This window comes from Pseudomonas sp. OE 28.3, assembly GCF_014268205.2.
Taxonomy (GTDB): Bacteria; Pseudomonadota; Gammaproteobacteria; order Pseudomonadales; family Pseudomonadaceae; genus Aquipseudomonas; species Aquipseudomonas edaphica.
In genome coordinates this window covers 5,131,062-5,147,894 of record NZ_CP077082.1, presented here as the reverse complement: position 1 = coordinate 5,147,894, position 16,833 = coordinate 5,131,062, and the positions used below count along the sequence as shown (strand labels likewise).

At 59.7% G+C, this 16,833-nt stretch carries 17 protein-coding genes; 14 read left to right on the top strand and 3 right to left on the bottom strand.

The features are described from left to right. Positions 1-4 precede the first annotated feature (4 nt). From HU759_RS22995 to HU759_RS22945, 11 genes are all read left to right on the top strand, one after another. Positions 5-367 carry a DUF4398 domain-containing protein gene (locus HU759_RS22995; RefSeq protein ID WP_017138337.1) on the top strand — a complete coding sequence of 121 codons (363 nt, stop codon included), beginning with the start codon at positions 5-7 and terminating at the stop codon, positions 365-367. Next, entirely contained in the window at positions 364-1,179 is an 816-nt protein-coding gene (locus HU759_RS22990; protein WP_017138336.1) for an OmpA family protein, read from the top strand. Before HU759_RS22995 ends, HU759_RS22990 begins: the two co-directional genes overlap by 4 nt. A 285-nt stretch (positions 1,180-1,464) precedes the next feature. Next, entirely contained in the window at positions 1,465-2,904 is a 1,440-nt protein-coding gene (locus tag HU759_RS22985; RefSeq protein WP_017138335.1) for a PLP-dependent aminotransferase family protein, read from the top strand. Positions 2,905-3,019: 115 nt separating this feature from the next. Continuing rightward, positions 3,020-3,511: a hypothetical protein gene (locus tag HU759_RS22980; RefSeq protein WP_017138334.1), complete on the top strand. Its 492-nt coding sequence runs from the start codon at positions 3,020-3,022 to the stop codon at positions 3,509-3,511. 161 nt (positions 3,512-3,672) lie between these two features. Beyond that, the gene (locus HU759_RS22975; protein ID WP_017138333.1) at positions 3,673-3,927 is read left to right on the top strand and encodes a YkgJ family cysteine cluster protein; all 255 of its coding nucleotides are present in this window, start codon (positions 3,673-3,675) and stop codon (positions 3,925-3,927) included. Between the two features lie 41 nt (positions 3,928-3,968). Beyond that, on the top strand, positions 3,969-4,574 hold the full coding sequence (locus HU759_RS22970; protein WP_099548766.1) for an START domain-containing protein: 606 nt from the start codon (positions 3,969-3,971) through the stop codon (positions 4,572-4,574). A gap of 103 nt (positions 4,575-4,677) precedes the next feature. After that, positions 4,678-4,914 carry a hypothetical protein gene (locus tag HU759_RS22965; RefSeq protein WP_026013791.1) on the top strand — a complete coding sequence of 79 codons (237 nt, stop codon included), beginning with the start codon at positions 4,678-4,680 and terminating at the stop codon, positions 4,912-4,914. A 213-nt stretch (positions 4,915-5,127) separates the two neighbouring features. After that, positions 5,128-5,469, top strand: coding sequence for a ribonuclease E inhibitor RraB (locus tag HU759_RS22960; RefSeq protein ID WP_003193463.1), 342 nt, complete (start codon positions 5,128-5,130; stop codon positions 5,467-5,469). A 414-nt stretch (positions 5,470-5,883) separates the two neighbouring features. After that, positions 5,884-7,293: a circularly permuted type 2 ATP-grasp protein gene (locus HU759_RS22955; RefSeq protein WP_017138329.1), complete on the top strand. Its 1,410-nt coding sequence runs from the start codon at positions 5,884-5,886 to the stop codon at positions 7,291-7,293. 3 nt (positions 7,294-7,296) lie between these two features. Beyond that, a complete protein-coding gene (locus tag HU759_RS22950; protein ID WP_017138328.1) occupies positions 7,297-8,247 on the top strand; it encodes an alpha-E domain-containing protein in 951 nt (316 codons plus the stop codon). Further along, the gene (locus tag HU759_RS22945; protein ID WP_170040894.1) at positions 8,244-9,047 is read left to right on the top strand and encodes a transglutaminase family protein; all 804 of its coding nucleotides are present in this window, start codon (positions 8,244-8,246) and stop codon (positions 9,045-9,047) included. The genes HU759_RS22950 and HU759_RS22945 overlap by 4 nt, the downstream gene beginning before the upstream one ends. Before the next feature lie 121 nt (positions 9,048-9,168). Here HU759_RS22945 and HU759_RS22940 read toward each other — a convergent pair whose 3' ends face one another. Continuing rightward, entirely contained in the window at positions 9,169-9,975 is an 807-nt protein-coding gene (locus HU759_RS22940) for a cytochrome c (protein WP_017138326.1), read from the bottom strand. A gap of 648 nt (positions 9,976-10,623) precedes the next feature. Here HU759_RS22940 and HU759_RS22935 point away from each other — a divergent pair. The 3 genes from HU759_RS22935 (at position 10,624) to HU759_RS22925 (ending at position 14,934) form a co-directional block, all read left to right on the top strand. Next, entirely contained in the window at positions 10,624-11,829 is a 1,206-nt protein-coding gene (locus HU759_RS22935) for an acetyl-CoA C-acetyltransferase (RefSeq protein ID WP_017138325.1), read from the top strand. A 16-nt stretch (positions 11,830-11,845) separates the two neighbouring features. After that, complete coding sequence (locus HU759_RS22930; protein ID WP_169985018.1) at positions 11,846-13,993, top strand: 3-hydroxyacyl-CoA dehydrogenase NAD-binding domain-containing protein; 2,148 nt, start codon at positions 11,846-11,848, stop codon at positions 13,991-13,993. A 215-nt stretch (positions 13,994-14,208) separates the two neighbouring features. Beyond that, complete coding sequence (locus tag HU759_RS22925) at positions 14,209-14,934, top strand: amidotransferase (RefSeq protein ID WP_017138323.1); 726 nt, start codon at positions 14,209-14,211, stop codon at positions 14,932-14,934. Here HU759_RS22925 and HU759_RS22920 read toward each other — a convergent pair. Continuing rightward, positions 14,931-15,902, bottom strand: coding sequence for a magnesium and cobalt transport protein CorA (locus HU759_RS22920; RefSeq protein ID WP_099548771.1), 972 nt, complete (start codon positions 15,900-15,902; stop codon positions 14,931-14,933). The two genes, HU759_RS22925 and HU759_RS22920, sit on opposite strands and share 4 nt — an antisense overlap. A gap of 134 nt (positions 15,903-16,036) precedes the next feature. Continuing rightward, on the bottom strand, positions 16,037-16,777 hold the full coding sequence (locus tag HU759_RS22915; protein ID WP_017138322.1) for a 1-acylglycerol-3-phosphate O-acyltransferase: 741 nt from the start codon (positions 16,775-16,777) through the stop codon (positions 16,037-16,039). Positions 16,778-16,833 lie beyond the last annotated feature (56 nt).

The following is a 16,833-nucleotide window of genomic DNA, read 5'->3' as shown; positions in this document are numbered from 1 at the left end:
TTCAGTGACTCTTCGACCTCTTTTCGCGGCCCTCGCCGTTGTCGCTCTGGCGGGATGTGCAGCTGATCCTGCGCCGAACGAACAAATACGCCTCACCCAGCAGGCCTTGGAACAGGCCAACGCCGTGGGCGCCAGCACCGATGAATCGCCTGAACTGAAACTGGCTGAAGACAAGTTCGCCAAGGCCCGGGCCGACATGGCCGACCAATCCTACAAAGATGCGCGCATGCAGGCCGAACAGGCCGAGCTGGATGCGCGTCTGGCTGAAGCGCGGGTATTGACGCGTAAAAGCCAGGAACAACTGAACGTGCTCAACACTCGCATCGCCCGACTGCGCAAACAATTGCAGCTGGGAGAAGCCCAATGAGCCCGCTGATCCGTGGTTTGAGTTGTGTGTTGCTGCTGGGCAGCGCGGCGTTGGGCGGTTGCGCCAGCCAGCCCAACAGCGAGCAGGCGTTGCAGCAGGCTGGCAGCGACTTCCAGAAGGTCAAGGAAGACGCGAATGTGCTGCGTTTTGCGCCCAAGGATGTGATTCGTGCCGGCGAATCCCTGGCCCGCGCCGATCGCTTGTCCAGCTACTGGGGCAGCGGCCCCGACGTGGTGCATTACGCCTACCTGAGCCAGCGCTACAGTGAGATCGCCCGCGAACACACCGAGCAGGGGCTCAACGCCGAGCGCGGCACCAAGCTGGAGCTGGAACGCCAGCGCCTGCAATTGGCCCTGCGTGAGAGCAAGTTGGCGAGCGTGCAGCAGCAAGGCAAGTGGCTCGAAGAGCAAATCGCCAGCCTGACCACCACCCAGACCAATCGCGGCCTGGTCATGACGTTGGGCGATGTGTTGTTCGACACCGGTGACGCCGAGCTGCAAAACTCGGCCAACCGCACCGTGCTGAAAATTGTGCAGTTCTTGCAGTTGAACCCCAAGCGCGTGGTGCGCATCGAGGGTTATACCGACAACACCGGTGGCGAGCAGGAAAACCTCAAGCTGTCGCGCGACCGTGCGCAATCGGTGGCTGATGTGCTGATGGACCTGGGGATTGATGAAAAACGTATCCAGGTCGAGGGCTACGGTGACCAGTACCCGGTAGAGGCCAACGCCTCAGAGCGCGGCCGCGCGCAGAACCGCCGGGTGGAAATTGTGTTCTCCGACGAAAAAGGCCAGCTGGGCGCCGCTCGCTAAAAACCTGCATCGATCAGTGTGGGAGCTGGCTTGCCTGCGATGCAGGCGCCTCGGTATGTCAGGCAAACCGAGGCGATACTATCGCAGGCAAGCCAGCTCCCCACAGGTTGCCGCGTACACACAGAACCGATCATTGATCGGTTTTTTTATGCACCTTGCCTCTACAGTTTTCTCTATCACTGCCGCCCGCGCTCGACTATTGTGGCAACTGTCCCCGTACACTTCTAAACTGTGCCGGTATGTTTCACACAAAAATAAAATACCCGTGAAATCGAGTGCTGCGTCATGACCAATCTGTTGCTTTACCAACGTATCGCCCAGCAACTGGCTGAGGACATCCGGCGCGGTGTCTATCAACCCGGCGAGCGCGTGCCTTCGGTGCGCAAGATGAGCTCACAGCTCAACGTCAGCCACGCCACGGTGTTGCAGGCGTATGCGAACCTGGAAGACCAGGGGCTGATCCGCGCGCGGCCGCAGTCGGGTTATTACGTGCACCAGACGCCTGCGCTCACGGCGCCGACGCCGGATATCGCCCGGGTTGAGCGTCCGGGGTTGGTCACCCGCAGCAGCATTATCCAGCAGGTGTTGGTCGAGTCGCGCCGCGAAGGCGTATTTCCGCTGGGTGCGGCCGTGCCGAGTGTCGATTATTTGCCGGTGCGCGCGTTGCACCAGCAACTGGCCAAGGTCACGCGCTTCCAAAGCCCGCGGGCCTTCAGCTACATGTTCAGCCCGGGTTTTGAACCATTGCGCCGCCAGGTGGCGATTCGCATGCGCGATGCTGGCGTGGTAGTGGACCCCTCCGAAGTGGTGATCACCCACGGGTGCGTTGATGCGTTGCAGATGTCGTTGCGCGTACTGACCCGTCCGGGCGACCTCATCGCGGCTGAATCACCGACCTATTACGGCTTGCTGCAACTGGCCGACCTGCTGGGCCTCAAAGTCATCGAGATCCCCAGCGACCCGGCTACGGGCATGAGCCTTGAGGCGCTGCAACTGGCGGCCAACCAATGGTCGATCAAGGCCTTGGTGCTGACCACGCGCCTGAGCAATCCGCTGGGCGCGACCATGCCCGAGGAACGGCAGAAACAGTTGCTGCGCCTGGCCTCGGATTTCGATATCCAGATCGTCGAGGACGATATCTACGGCGAGCTGATGTTCGAACTGGGCCGCACCAAGGCGCTCAAAGCCTATGACCGCCTGGATCGGGTGATCTATTGCTCGAGTTTCTCCAAAACCCTGTCCCCCGGCGTGCGCATCGGCTGGATGATTGCCGGCAAGTACCAGCAGGAAATCCAGCGGCTGCAAATGTTCAGCACCCACTCGGCGTGCAGCGTCACCCAGATGGGTGTGGCGGCGTACCTGGAGAACGGTGGCTACGACCGGCACCTGCGCTACATCCGCCAGGAATACCGCAAGAACCTCAGCGCATTCCAGCTGGCGGTGCAGCAGTATTTCCCCGAAGGCACGCAGATGACTCGGCCGACCGGCGGCTTTATCCTGTGGGTCAGTTTGCCCGGCAGGGTCAATACCCAGGAACTGCACGTGCGTGCGCTGCAGCAGGGCATCAGCATTGCACCGGGAGTCATCTTCAGTAATACGGAACAGTTTAACCACTGTATTCGCCTTAACTGCGGCACGCCGTGGAACCGTGAGGCAGAGCGGGCGCTGATGACGCTGGGGATGTTGGCCAGCCAGTTGTGCCAGGAAACTGCGGCCGGGTTTTGAACCAGGGCTGAGGCGCGTAAAGGGGACACTCATGTTGACCGACTGATCAGCAGGCTTGTCATGCCGCGTTCAACAAGCGAGCATATGGCCCTCTGCCGTTAATGCTGTAGGCAATATGACCTCTATTTTTCGTGCTGTTGTGGTAATTGGCCTGTTGAGTCTGTGTAACGTCGGCACCGTCCTGGCGGCAGCCCCCGTGACTGAAAGCAAGCCCGCAGCCAATACCCAGCAGAAGACTTCGGCGAAGAAACCGGCGCCGGTTAAAAAAGCCCCGGCGGCCAAGAAAAAAACCGGCGTCGTGAAAAAACGTGCACCGGTGGCGAGTAAATCCAAATCTGCCCACGAAGTAGCCCAGACCAAACTGCCACCGGCACAGTTGGACCTGTCCTTGCCAACCGAAATGGTCAGGCACTTGCAGCCCCTCGGCACTATGCCTAAACCCAAGAGCGTGCCGCTGTTGCCGCCGATGTTTGCGGAAAAACCCACCGACAACAGCGCGTTCCAGATCAATGGCCGCCTACTGAGCAACCAGATGCAGTTGCAGCTGCGTAACGAAGAGCGCCGCGACATTGAAGGCGCTGCGCTGGATTTCGAATTCAAGCAATAAAATTGCGCGCTTAGGTGACGCACGCCCTCGACCATCTGTCGCAGACTGGTCGGTCACTTTTGTTTTGTGCGAAAAACCCCTGTTAGACCATTTTAAAACGGCTGTTTAAGGGCGTACTCTAGCCCGGCCATCCATATTGAGTCGTCGAGGACCTGCCGGTCATGAAATGCCGTGAAGGCTGTGGCGCATGCTGCATTGCCCCCTCCATCAGTTCACCGTTACCGGGAATGCCCAATGGCAAACCTGCGGGAGAACGTTGCCTGCACCTGTCGGTCGAACAGCTATGCCAGCTGTTCGGGCAACCGGAGCGGCCGGCGGTGTGCAGTGATTTCAAGGCAGACCTTGAGGTGTGCGGCAATGATCAGGCCGATGCGATCCGTTTGATCGGCTGGTGGGAGCAGATGACGGCGGCTTGATGGGCTTTACTATCGGAACTTCAAAAATAAGGAATACAACAATGGGTTCGTTGAAACGATTGGCTGTGTTGTGCGGTTTTACGGTGTTGTTTGCTGCCACTGCCCAGGCTGAAGATTGGCAAGTCGCCAAGGACGAAGACGGTATCAAAGTGTCCTTGAGCGAAATTGCCGGCTCCAAGTACAAGGCTTATCGCGGTGTCACCCTGATCAAAGCCCCCGTCGCCAAGATCCAGGCCCTGCAGGAAGACGTGGCCGGTGCCTGCGCCTGGATCCACGAATGCAAATCGCAAAAACTGCTCAAGACCGAAGGTGACAAGAGCTGGACCTACACCCAGTTCAAGGCGCCGTTTCCGGTGACCGACCGCGACTCGATCCTGGAGATCACCACTTCCAAGGCCGCCGACGGCACCGTGACCCGCAAACTGCTGGAAGTGCCGACTTATCAGCCCGAAGTCAAAGGTTACGTGCGCGTAGCCCAAGTGGAAGGTTACTGGAAACTGGTGCCAAAGGGCGATAACCAGACCGAAGTCACTTACCAGGTGCACACCGAGCCAGGCGGCAGCGTGCCATCGTGGCTGGCCAACAAGTTCGTGGTGGACGCACCGTTTAACACCTTGAAAGCCTTGAAAGAACACGCTGAAAAATAAGCGCAGTTGATCCGGTGCCCGAGGCCTTGAGTGGAACGTTTGCCGACCGCTCAAGGTCCAGATAGATGTGAGCCCACACATGGGCTTTATCGAGGAGGCACCGATGCAAACGTGGCAGATTACCTTCGTAGATGATCACGGTGTAAAGACCGTGGAGCAGTTCGCCTGCGCGCAAAAGCCCAGCCTCGAAGATGCGGCGCACATGATCCGCAACAAGCTCGTGCCCGTGGCCGCCGAACTTGATCTCAATGACCTGGAGGGCCGCAAGCCCGAGCCGACGGTCAAGATCCTCAAAGATCAGAACAGCATTCAAATCCTCGACATCTCACCCGCCGCCTGAACATTTCCTGTAGGACCACGAAACCCCTCTGGTGGAGGTGATAGCTTCGCGCTACTCTGCAATTGAGATCAGCGAATGAATCGCTAAGGTCTGGTCTTGTCAGCTACAGGCTTGTTTTCCAACGGTGTTGTATTTGTCGTAGCTCCCGCGCCAGTAGGGCGCGGGCTTCGGGAAGCACGGAAAGTCTATCCATCGGTTTGAGGAGGACGTTTCATGAGCACAGCCTATCAAGAAGACATCAGCACCAACGTACTGCGCCGGATGAAAGAAGGCGGGTTCGACTTCTCGCGTTTTCACCCCATCGAGTTCTACGCCATTTTCCCGGATGAGGAACGTGCGCGCAGGGCTGCGGGTCGCTTTCGCGGGGAATCCCTGAATGCCCAGGTCAGCGCGCGCGACGATGGCGCCTGGTACCTGGAATTGAGCAAAATCATGTTCGCAACCTACGACGGCATAGGAGACTTCGAGCAAGACTTTGAGGCGGTGGTGGAACCGCTGGGCGGCATCATCGAGGGATGGGGCGTAAAGCAGGAGGTGCGTGGGTTACCCATGTAGTGCGATTTGTATGAGTAAAGCAGCGTATCGGCTGACCTTAGGGTCGGCCGTTTTTGTGTGTGCTGTATGAAATCTCCTAACCGCCCACCTCACTTTTCTTGCACCAAAAAAAAGCCACCCCAACAGGGTGGCCCAAAGGGAAGAGCGGTTCGCTGAAACTGTAGGACGTGTCCTGTTCAGCCGATGGGGGTGATTATCCGCAAGCGTGGGCGGGCAGTGAAATCAACTCTGGCTATGCTGTTGATAGTCAAAACCCGCATTACGATGAAGCGCGGGGCGTGACGGCGGGCATTCTGCGCACCAGGAAGGTGCGAGTGAATTCCGTTATTTATTCAACTCACTGATTTTTAAGTGTTTATGCCGATGGCGCGGGCCTTGCAACACGGCTTGCGTCCGAGTGACAAGGAGTACGGCATGACCCGCACTTATTACGATGAAATGTACGACGGGGCAGGGCAGGTCCGGCCCCATTACCGCGAGTTCGCCCGCTGGTTGGCTGATACGCCCGCCGAACTGCTCGCGCAACGTCGGCGTGAAGCCGATTTGCTGTTCCACCGTGCCGGCATCACCTTCACCCTTTACGGGGACGAGCAGGGCACCGAGCGCCTGATCCCGTTTGACACCATCCCACGCAGCATTCCCGCCAGTGAATGGCGGATGGTCGAGCGTGGCTGCATTCAACGGGTCAAGGCGCTGAACCTGTTCCTGGCCGACCTGTACCACGGGCAACGCATCATCAAGGCCGGCATCATCCCCGCCGAACAAGTGCTGGCCAATGACCAATACCAACTGGCCATGCAGGGCTTGAACCTGCACCGTGATCTGTATTCCCACATCTCCGGCGTCGACCTCGTACGCGACGGTGACGGCACGTACTACGTGCTGGAAGACAATTTGCGCACGCCGAGCGGTGTGAGCTACATGCTCGAAGACCGCAAGATGATGATGCGCCTGTTCCCGGAACTGTTTGCGGCCCAGCGCATTGCGCCCATCGACCACTATCCCAACCTGCTGCTCGACACCCTGAAAAGCTCAAGCCCACTGGATAACCCAAGCGTGGTAGTGCTGACACCGGGGCGTTTTAACAGTGCGTTTTTCGAGCATGCCTTTTTGGCTCGTGAGATGGGCGTGGAACTGGTGGAGGGCGCCGACCTGTTCGTGCGTGATGACCGTGTGTTCATGCGCACCACCGACGGTCCCAAGGCCGTGGACGTGATCTACCGTCGCCTCGACGATGCGTTCCTCGACCCGCTGGCCTTCAACCCCGACTCGATGCTCGGCGTGCCCGGCCTGCTGGCCGCATACCGCTCGGGCAATGTGGTGCTGGCCAATGCGATCGGCACCGGGGTGGCGGATGACAAATCGGTGTATCCGTTCGTTACTGAGATGATCCGGTTTTACCTGGATGAAGAACCGATCCTGCAGAACGTGCCGACCTTTCAATGCCGCAAGCCTGATGAATTGTCCCACGTGCTGGCCAACCTGCCGGATCTGGTGGTCAAGGAAACCCAAGGCTCCGGCGGCTACGGCATGCTGGTCGGCCCAGCCTCCACTGCGGCGGAAATCGAAGCCTTCCGCGCCCGTATCAAGGCCAAACCCCACGCCTATATCGCCCAGCCGACCCTGTGTTTATCCACCTGCCCGACCTTTGTTGAAAACGGCATCGCGCCACGGCATATCGACCTGCGCCCGTTCGTCTTGTCCGGCAAGGAAACCCGCGTGGTCCCCGGCGGCCTGACCCGCGTGGCGCTGCGTGAAGGTTCGCTGGTGGTCAACTCGTCCCAGGGCGGCGGCACCAAAGACACCTGGGTGGTCGAGGATTGAACCATGTTGAGTAGAACTGCCTCGGATTTGTACTGGATGTCTCGCTACCTGGAGCGCGCGGAAAACCTCGCGCGCATGCTTGATGTCAGCTATTCGCTGTCGCTGATGCCCCAGGATGGACGCGGCGATGGCCTGCACGAACTGGCCATGCCGCTGCTGATCACCGGCACCCTCGATGATTACCACGCGCGTCACGGCGAGTTGCATGCCGAGCGCCTGCTGCACTTTTTCGCACTGGACGCGGCCAACCCGGCGAGCATCTACAGCTGCCTCGGCGCCGCGCGGGCCAGCGCCCATGCGGTGCGCGGGCGAATTACCGCTGACATGTGGGAAAACATCAACACCACCTGGCTGGATATTCGCGATATCGCCCGGCAAGGGCTTAGCCGTTATGGCATGAGCCGTTTTTGTGAATGGGTCAAGGAGCGCTCGCACCTGTTCCGGGGCGCCACCTACGGCACCATCATGCGTAACGATGCGTTTCGCTTTATTCGCCTGGGCACCTTTATCGAACGCGCCGACAACACCCTGCGGCTGCTTGACGCTCGCTACGAAATGGCCGGTGACCAAGCAGCCGTCGTCACCGACGGCACGGCCCACGCCTACTATCAGTGGAGCGCCCTGCTGCGCGCCTTGTCGTCGTTCGAGGCCTACACCGAGATCTACCGCGACGCGCCCGGCGCCCGGCAAGTGGCTGAATTACTGTTGCTACGCGCCGACGTCCCGCGCTCATTAAGGGCGTGCAGCGAAGAGATCGACCAGATCCTCGCCAGCCTGCCCGGCATCAACGGCCGTCCGGCCCAGCGCCTGGCCGCCGAGATGGACGCGCGCCTGCGCTTTACCGCCATTGACGAAATCATCGAGGAAGGCCTGCACGCCTGGCTGACCGACTTCATCCCCTTGGTGCGCCAGTTGGGCGACGCCATTTACAGTTCCTACCTGGAGGCCGCATGAGACTCTCCATCAGCCACGAAACCACCTACCACTACGAAGACCAGGTGCGCGCCAGCATTCAGTACCTGCGCCTTACGCCCCACGACAGCGAGCGCCAGCATGTGATCAGCTGGCAGCTGGATTTGCCGCGCCCGGTGCGCGCGCAAGTCGACCCGTTCGGCAATATCCTGCACGTGTTGACCCTGGATGAGCCCCACGATGCGATCATTATTGGCGCCCGAGGCCAGGTGGATATCGACGAGTTGCGTGAGGCGGAACACGAGAACCAGTCAGCGTTTCCGTTCCTGCGCAGCACGCGCCTGACAGAACCCGATGAAGCATTGCTGGGTTTTGCGCAACAGCACTGCCAGCAACGTCGCGATCGCAACGCGTTGATCGACCTGATGCACGCGCTCAACCAATCAATGGTCTACACGCCTGGCGCCACCGAAGTCGACACCTGCGCGGCCCAGGCCTTTGCCGGGCGTGCAGGCGTGTGTCAGGACCACACCCACGCGTTCCTGGCCTGCGCGCGCAGCCTGGGGATACCTGCGCGGTATGTGTCGGGGTATTTGTACACCGAAGACAGCACGCACCTGGCGAGCCACGCCTGGGCCGAAGCCTGGCTGGATGACGCCTGGTACAGCTTTGATGTGACCAACCAACTGGCCCGACCGGAGCGGCATTTGAAGCTGGCCGTAGGTTTGGATTACCTCGACGCCTGCCCGGTGCGCGGTATGCGCAGAGGCGGTGGGCATGAGCAAATGCATGCCAAGGTGTTCGTGGCGCCGACGCCGGTGATTTCGGTGCAGCAGCAATAGGCACAGCACTTTAAGTGTGGGAGCTGGCTTGCCTGCGATAGCAGTGGGTCAGCTACACCTGTGCGGGCTGGCAGGCCGCTATCGCAGGCAAGCCAGCTCCCACATTGGATTTGTGATGGGCTTAGGGTTGTTGCTTACGCCCCGCCATATGCTTCAAGTACCCCACCAGCAAATCCAACTCGCCATCGGGCAGCACACTGGCGTTAAACGCCGGCATCTTCGCCTGTGGCCAATGCCGCAAGCTCTGCGGGTCGCGGATGTAACGCTTGAGGAAATCCCCGCTGAAATACTCGGTGGGGTTGTAGGGAATATTCAAGTCCGGCCCCACCTGCGCATCGCCGGCGCCATTGAGCCGATGACACGCCAGGCAATTCTTCTGAAACAGCGCAAAGCCCTGGTTGACCGGGTCATTCGCCGCCAACTTCGGGTCAGGCAACAAGGCCGGAAAACGCTCAGCCACCGTCTTCAATTGCTTGATCTCGGACACCTGGAACGGCCACTGTTCAGGGCTGATATGCCCGGCTTGCGGGTCGGTCCATACCAGATAAAACGGCCCGGCACTCGGTTTACCGTCTGCCAGTGCAGGCCACGGCTGGGCCGGGTCTTCCACTGCCAGCCAGGCGCGGGCACCGTGTTTCTCCAGAAGCGGCGCGGCTGTCAGTTCTGCGGCGAACCCATCCAGGGCCACGGCTTGCAGATGGTTCGCAGGCGTGAGACCCGGTAGCAGAGAGGCCAGCGGCACGGCGCGATAGGTCATAGTGCGCTTGTAGGAAACGTCATCGACGATCTGCACCGTCTGCGCATCCGGGTGCTTGAGCAGCTCAGCGGTCTGCCAGGTCTTGCGGGTGTGGTCGAGTTCGATGGTCAATTGCGCGGCCGTTGCCGGCAGGGCCAACAGCAAAGCGAGGAAGGCAAGGATCGGTTTCAAGGGAGAGCCCGGTTCTAGGTGGCGGTGGCGCCCACAATACCGGAAAGCTGCGCGCAAAAAGACAGCCCCTGCAACAGGACCGCTATGCGCAATGTCCTGGCAGGTGCTGCCAAAAGCTGCAGTCCTGGTGCTGTGTGTGCACGGAATCTGGAGGCTGAATCGTCACCCGATAACCTTGGTTAAATTGGGCAGGATCAGAATCAGTGTGGTGGCGAACAGAATAAGTCCCGCCTGACGTACTTTCGAATGTTTAAACATGGCTGACTGCCTTTTGTTGTTATTCCTGAGCGTCAAATGCGTGCCGATAAATTTCAGTATCGCGATGTGACGTTGCACTTTTCTTACAACTGCCCCAGCAAAACCCGGCAGCAGCTTCCTACTGATTCAACCTTAGAGCCCTCGTTCTTCGCGGCTTAGATCCATTTCATATCAGCTAATCAGTATTTGCGCTAAAAACGGCATGAGGCTTAGTGCCATCTTGGCGCCAGCCCTAGGGCTAGACAGCTAAAACGATTAATCAGCGGTTTCCCATAGCTGCCTACCGTTCGTCCGAGCGAGGGGGTCAAAAGCAATGAGCGCATCGGTCATTGAAACCGTGTCAATCGGGCCTGAAGGTAGGCACACACGCACTGGCTGCTCGAGGATGTCATGACCCAAGCTTTGATCTTTGATGCGATACGTACGCCCCGTGGCAAAGGCAAGGCCGATGGTGCCCTGCACAGCGTCAAACCGGTCAACCTGGTGGCGGGCCTGCTGACGGCGCTGGCGCAACGCAGCGACCTCGACACGCGCCAGGTAGATGACATCGTCCTTGGCTGCGTCACCCCGGTGGGTGACCAGGGCGCCGACATTGCCAAGACCGCTGCACTGGTGGCCGACTGGGACGTCAGCGTTGCTGGCGTGCAGATCAACCGCTTCTGCGCCTCGGGCCTCGAAGCGGTGAACCTTGGCGCAATGAAAGTGCGCTCGGGCTTCGAAGACCTGGTGGTGGTCGGCGGTGTCGAGTCCATGTCCCGCGTGCCTATGGGCAGCGACGGCGGCGCCTGGGTGCTCGACCCGCAGACCAATCTGCACAGCCACTTCACGCCACAAGGCATTGGTGCGGACCTGATCGCTACACTCGAAGGCTTCACCCGCCAGGACGTCGACACCTTCGCCCTACAGTCCCAGCAGAAAGCGGCCAGGGCTCGTGCAGACGGTTCCTTCAACAAGTCGCTGATTGCGGTGCAGGATCAGAACGGCATCGTGCTGTTGGACCATGATGAATTTATCCGTGGTGACTCCACCCTCGAAGGCCTCGGCAAGCTCAAGCCAAGCTTCGAAATGATGGGGCAGATGGGGTTCGACGCCACCGCGCTGCGGGTCTACAGCCATGTGGAGCGTATCCACCATGTACACACGCCCGGCAACAGCTCCGGCATTGTCGACGGCGCTGCGTTGATGCTGATCGGCTCCGAGGCCAAGGGCCGTGAATTGGGCCTGCAACCACGGGCGCGCATCGTCGCTACGGCGGTGACCAGCACCGACCCGACCATCATGCTCACCGGCCCCGCACCGGCGACGCGCAAGGCGTTGGCCAAAGCCGGTCTGCGCGTTGAAGACATCGACCTGTTCGAAGTCAACGAAGCGTTTGCTTCTGTGGTTCTCAAGTTCATCAAAGACATGGGCATCGACGCCGCCCGAGTCAACGTCAACGGCGGCTCCATCGCCATGGGCCACCCGCTGGGCGCCACCGGCTGCGCGATCCTCGGCACCCTGCTCGACGAGCTGGAGGTGCGTCAGCAGCGCTACGGCCTGGCCACCCTGTGTGTCGGCGGTGGCATGGGCATCGCCACCATCATCGAACGCCTCTGAGCCCAAGGAATTTGTCATGACCGAAGCCATTCGTTACGAAAAAGGCCAGGACCAGATTGTGGTGCTGACCCTCGACATGCCCGGCCAGAGCGCCAACACCATGAACGGCGTGTACCGGGAGGCCATGGCGGCCATCGTCACACGCCTTGAGGCGGAAAAGGCCAACATCGCCGGCGTGGTTATCACCTCGGCGAAGAAGACTTTTTTCGCCGGTGGCGACCTCAATGAACTGATCAAAGTCGACAAAGCCCACGCCAAGGCTTTCTACGACAGCGTGCTGGTGTTGAAGGCGCAACTGCGGCGCCTGGAAACTCTCGGTAAACCGGTGGTGGCCGCGATCAATGGCGCAGCGCTGGGCGGCGGTTGGGAGATTTGCCTGGCGTGTCATTACCGCGTTGCGCTGGATGACAAATCTACCCAGCTTGGCCTGCCGGAAGTCACCCTGGGCCTATTACCGGGCGGCGGCGGGGTAGTGCGCATGGTGCGCATGCTGGGGCTGGAAAAGGCCTTGCCGTATTTGCTGGAAGGTAAAAAAGTGCGGCCGCAGCAGGCGTTGCAGGCGGGTTTGATCAATGAGCTGGCGGCGGATCGCGATGAGCTGCTGGCCAAGTCCCGCGCCTGGATTTTGGCCAATCCCGAGGCCAAACAACCGTGGGACAACAAGGGCTACCAGATCCCCGGCGGCACGCCGTCAAATCCAAAAGTTGCGCAGATGCTGGCCATCGCGCCGTCGATTTTGCGCAGTAAAACCAATGGCTGCTTCCCCGCGCCGGAGAAAATTCTCTGTGCGGCTGTAGAAGGCGCCCAAGTGGATTTCGACACTGCGCACCTGATCGAAACCCGCTACTTCACCGAGTTGGTCACCGGGCAAGTGGCGAAAAACATGATTGGCACCTTCTGGTTTCAGCTCAATGAGATCAACGCCGGCAGCTCACGGCCGAAAGGTTTTGCCCCTTATGTCACGCGTAAGGTGGGCGTGCTGGGCGCCGGGATGATGGGCGCGGGCATTGCGTATGTGAGTGCCTGTGCGGGCGTTGAGGTGGTGCTCAAGGACATCAACCTGGCGGCGGCCGAGAAGGGCAAGGCGCATTCTGCCGCGCTGCTGGACAAGAAAGTAAGTCGTGGGCAATCGACCGCCGAACAGCGGGAAAGCACCTTGGCGCGGATTCATCCTACGGCCTCCGATGCCGACCTGGCCGGCTGCGACCTGATCATCGAAGCGGTGTATGAGGACCGTGAACTCAAAGCCAAAGTCACGGCGGCGGCGCAAAGCGTGGTCGGCAGCGATGCCGTGATCGCTTCCAACACCTCCACCTTGCCCATCACTGGCCTGGCAACAGCGGTGCCCGATCAAGGCCAATTCATTGGCCTGCATTTCTTCAGCCCCGTCGACAAGATGCCGCTGGTAGAAATCATCAAGGGCGCACACACCCGCGACGAAACCCTGGCCCGAGGTTTTGATTTCGTACTGCAAATCAAGAAAACCCCGATAGTGGTCAACGACAGCCGCGGCTTCTTCACCTCGCGGGTGTTCGGCACCTTCACCAACGAAGGCATCGCCATGCTCGGCGAAGGCGTGGCAGCGCCGATGATCGAAACCGAAGCGCGCAAGGCCGGTATGCCGGTGGGGCCGTTGGCGGTGTCGGATGAAGTGTCCCTCAGCTTGATGAGCCATATCCGACAGCAGACGGCGAAGGATCTGCAAGCCGAAGGCAAGCAAGTGCCGGCTCACCCGGCGACGGCTGTGATCGATCTGTTGGTGAATGAATACAAACGCACGGGCAAGGCGGCAGGCGGCGGTTTTTACGACTACCCCGCAGGCGGGCACAAGCATCTGTGGCCCGAGCTGAAAACCCGCTTTGAACAACCCGGCAAACAGATCTCAGCGCAGGATGTGCGCGACCGTTTACTGTTTATTCAGGCGATTGAAACCGTGCGGTGCGTGGAGGAGGGCGTGTTGATGTCCACGGCGGATGCCAATGTGGGCTCTATCTTCGGCATTGGCTTTGCCGCGTGGAGTGGCGGTGCGCTGCAGTTTATCAACCAGTATGGCCTGAACGACTTCATTGCCCGGGCGCGTTACCTGGCCGAGCAATATGGCGAGCGGTTCTCACCGCCAGCGTTGTTGCTTGAGAAGGCTGCACGGGGTGAACTATTTGCCTGATCAAACCGCCCTGTTTTGAATGATGGAGAACCCCTGTGGGAGCGGGCTTGCCCGCGATAGCGTCATATCAGCCGATATTTGCAGTGGCTGACACACCACTATCGCGGGCAAGCCCGCTCCCACAGGTCGTCACGCGGCGGGACTTGCTTTGCTGGGGTGTTTCAAGGCAGGCTCTGGGCTGTGCATTATTCCCATCACCGTGTCAGGTATTTTTTATGTCGCTACGCGTCTGTATCCTGGAAACCGATATCCTGCGTCCAGGCTTGATCGATCAATACCAAGGGTACGGGCAGATGTTCAAGCGCCTGTTCTCCAAGCAACCGATTGCCGCCGAATTCGTCATCTACAACGTGGTGCAGGGCGAATACCCGCCTGCTGACGAGGTGTTTGACGCCTACCTGATCACCGGCAGCAAGGCCGATTCCTTCGGCACCGACCCGTGGATCCAAACCCTCAAAACCTACGTGCTTGAGCGCTACGAGCGTGGCGACAAGTTGCTGGGCGTGTGTTTCGGTCACCAGTTACTCGCGCTGCTGCTGGGCGGCAAGACCGAACGCGCCAGCCAAGGCTGGGGCATGGGCATCCACGACTACAAGCTCAACGCCAAGGCGCCGTGGATGAGCCCGGTGGTGGAAGAATTGACCTTGCTGATCAGCCACCAGGACCAGGTCACCGCGCTGCCGGACAACGCCACGGTGATCGCCTCCAGCGATTTTTGCCCGTATGCCGCGTACCACATCGAAGACCAGGTGCTGTGCTTCCAGGGCCACCCGGAGTTTATCCACGACTATTCCCGCGAGTTACTGGAGATTCTTCAGACAACCCTGGGCGAAAAGGTCTACACCCACGGCGTGGCCAGCCTTGCGCGTGACCACCACGGTGCCACCGTGGCGGAATGGATGATGCGCTTTGTCGCCCACAAGCCAGAGGCTGCGGCTTAAAGCCAGCCCGACCGTTTAAAGCTGGCCCACAAACTGGTGCAGCCCACCGCAATAAACCCGAGCACCGCAAAATAGCCGTAGTGCCATTGCAGCTCGGGCATGTTCTGGAAGTTCATCCCATAAATCCCCGCCACCGCCGTGGGGAATGCCAGAATCGCCGCCCAGGCGGCGAACTTGCGCTGCACCACGCTTTGCCGCGAAGCCTCCAGTAACACACCGATTTCGATGGTCTGGCTGGCGATATCGCGCAGGGTAGTGAGGTCCTCCATCTGCCGCGTCACGTGGATCTGCACATCGCGAAAATACGGGCGCATATTCTTGTCGATAAATGGGAAGCTGAGCTTCTGCAGCTCCTGGCTGATCTCCACCATCGGCGCCACATACCGTTTGAGCCGCAGCACATCGCGGCGCAGGCCGTGCAGGTTTTGGATATCGTGCTCGCTCAGGGAACTGCACAGCACGTTGCGCTCCAACTCATCAATCTCGGCGTGGATCGCTTCGCTCACCGGCTGGTAGTTTTCGGTGACGAAATCCAGCAGCGCATAGAGTACGAAATCTTCCCCATGCTCCAGCAACAACGGCCGCGCCTCACAGCGCTGGCGCACAAAACCGTAGGACGCCGAGTGGCCGTTGCGGGCGGTGATGATGTAGCCGTTGCCGGCGAAGATATGGGTCTCGATAAACTCCAGCTTGCCGTTTTCGCGCACCGGTGAGTAGGTGACGATAAACAGCGCATCGCCGAAGGTTTCAAGCTTGGGGCGGCTGTGTTTTTCCAGGGCGTCTTCGATGGCCAGCTCATGCAGGTTGAACTGGCGTTGCAGGTTGGCCAGCTCCTGGGCGCTGGGTTCTTCCAGGCCGATCCACACAAAATGGTCGGGTTTGGCGGCCCAGGCGGCGCCTTCGTCGAGGGTGATATCCGTGACTTTCTTACCGGCGCTGTAAACGGCTGCCGCAACAACTCTACCCATGGTGCAGATCGCTTCTTATTAGGAGGACAGGTGTTGGGCAGCTTAGCCTGAATGGCGTTCCCTTGTTGCGGTGCAGAGGTCAGCTTTTTGTGGCGAGCAAGCTTGCTTGCGCTGGGGGCGAAGCCCCCCATCAATCACAAAGGCGCAGGTGCCCAAGCGGTTTGCAGCTCATGGTCCATCTCGGCAATGCATGCCTCCATCTGCGCCTGACACGTCTGCATCAACGCCGGGATGTCATCCGAAGTCAGCCCGACGGTAGGAATCGGCGGCAACGAGCGTATGAGCACCTCACCGCTGTTCCAGCGATTGAGCTGCATATGCTTGACGTAAGTGCTGGCGCACACCTGCACAATCGGTACGCCAGCCGCAATCGCCATATGGAACGCGCCCTTCTTGAACGGCAGCAAACCTTTGCCCAGGTTGCGTGTGCCTTCGGCGAACACCCAAATCGAGGTGTCCTCATGCTGCAAGGTCTGTGTGGTCGTAAGCATCGCCCGGCGCGCCTTGTGCGCATTGCCGCGGTCAATCAACACATTGCCCGCCAGCCAGAACAACTGGCCGAACAACGGCACCCACTTCAGACTCTTTTTAGCGATACACACCGTGCGATGGGGCACCACATTGCCGAATATAAACAGGTCATAGTTGGACTGATGGTTGGCGATGACCACACAGGTGCCGGGCTTGTTACGCAACGAGTCGACATCGGCCTTAAGGCGCAAGCCCAGGATACGCATGGCAGGCAACGCATAGAGACGAGCACACAGGCGGCTGTTGTCCGGGTTGAACGGCCGGCACACACCCAACAGCACGCCCAATACCCCGGCGACCATAAAGTGCAGGCCCATCAACAACATACGTAACAGAAAAAGCATCGACACAGCCCATCGGGACAAAAGGTGGCGCAGTGTACGGATGTGCACTGTATTCG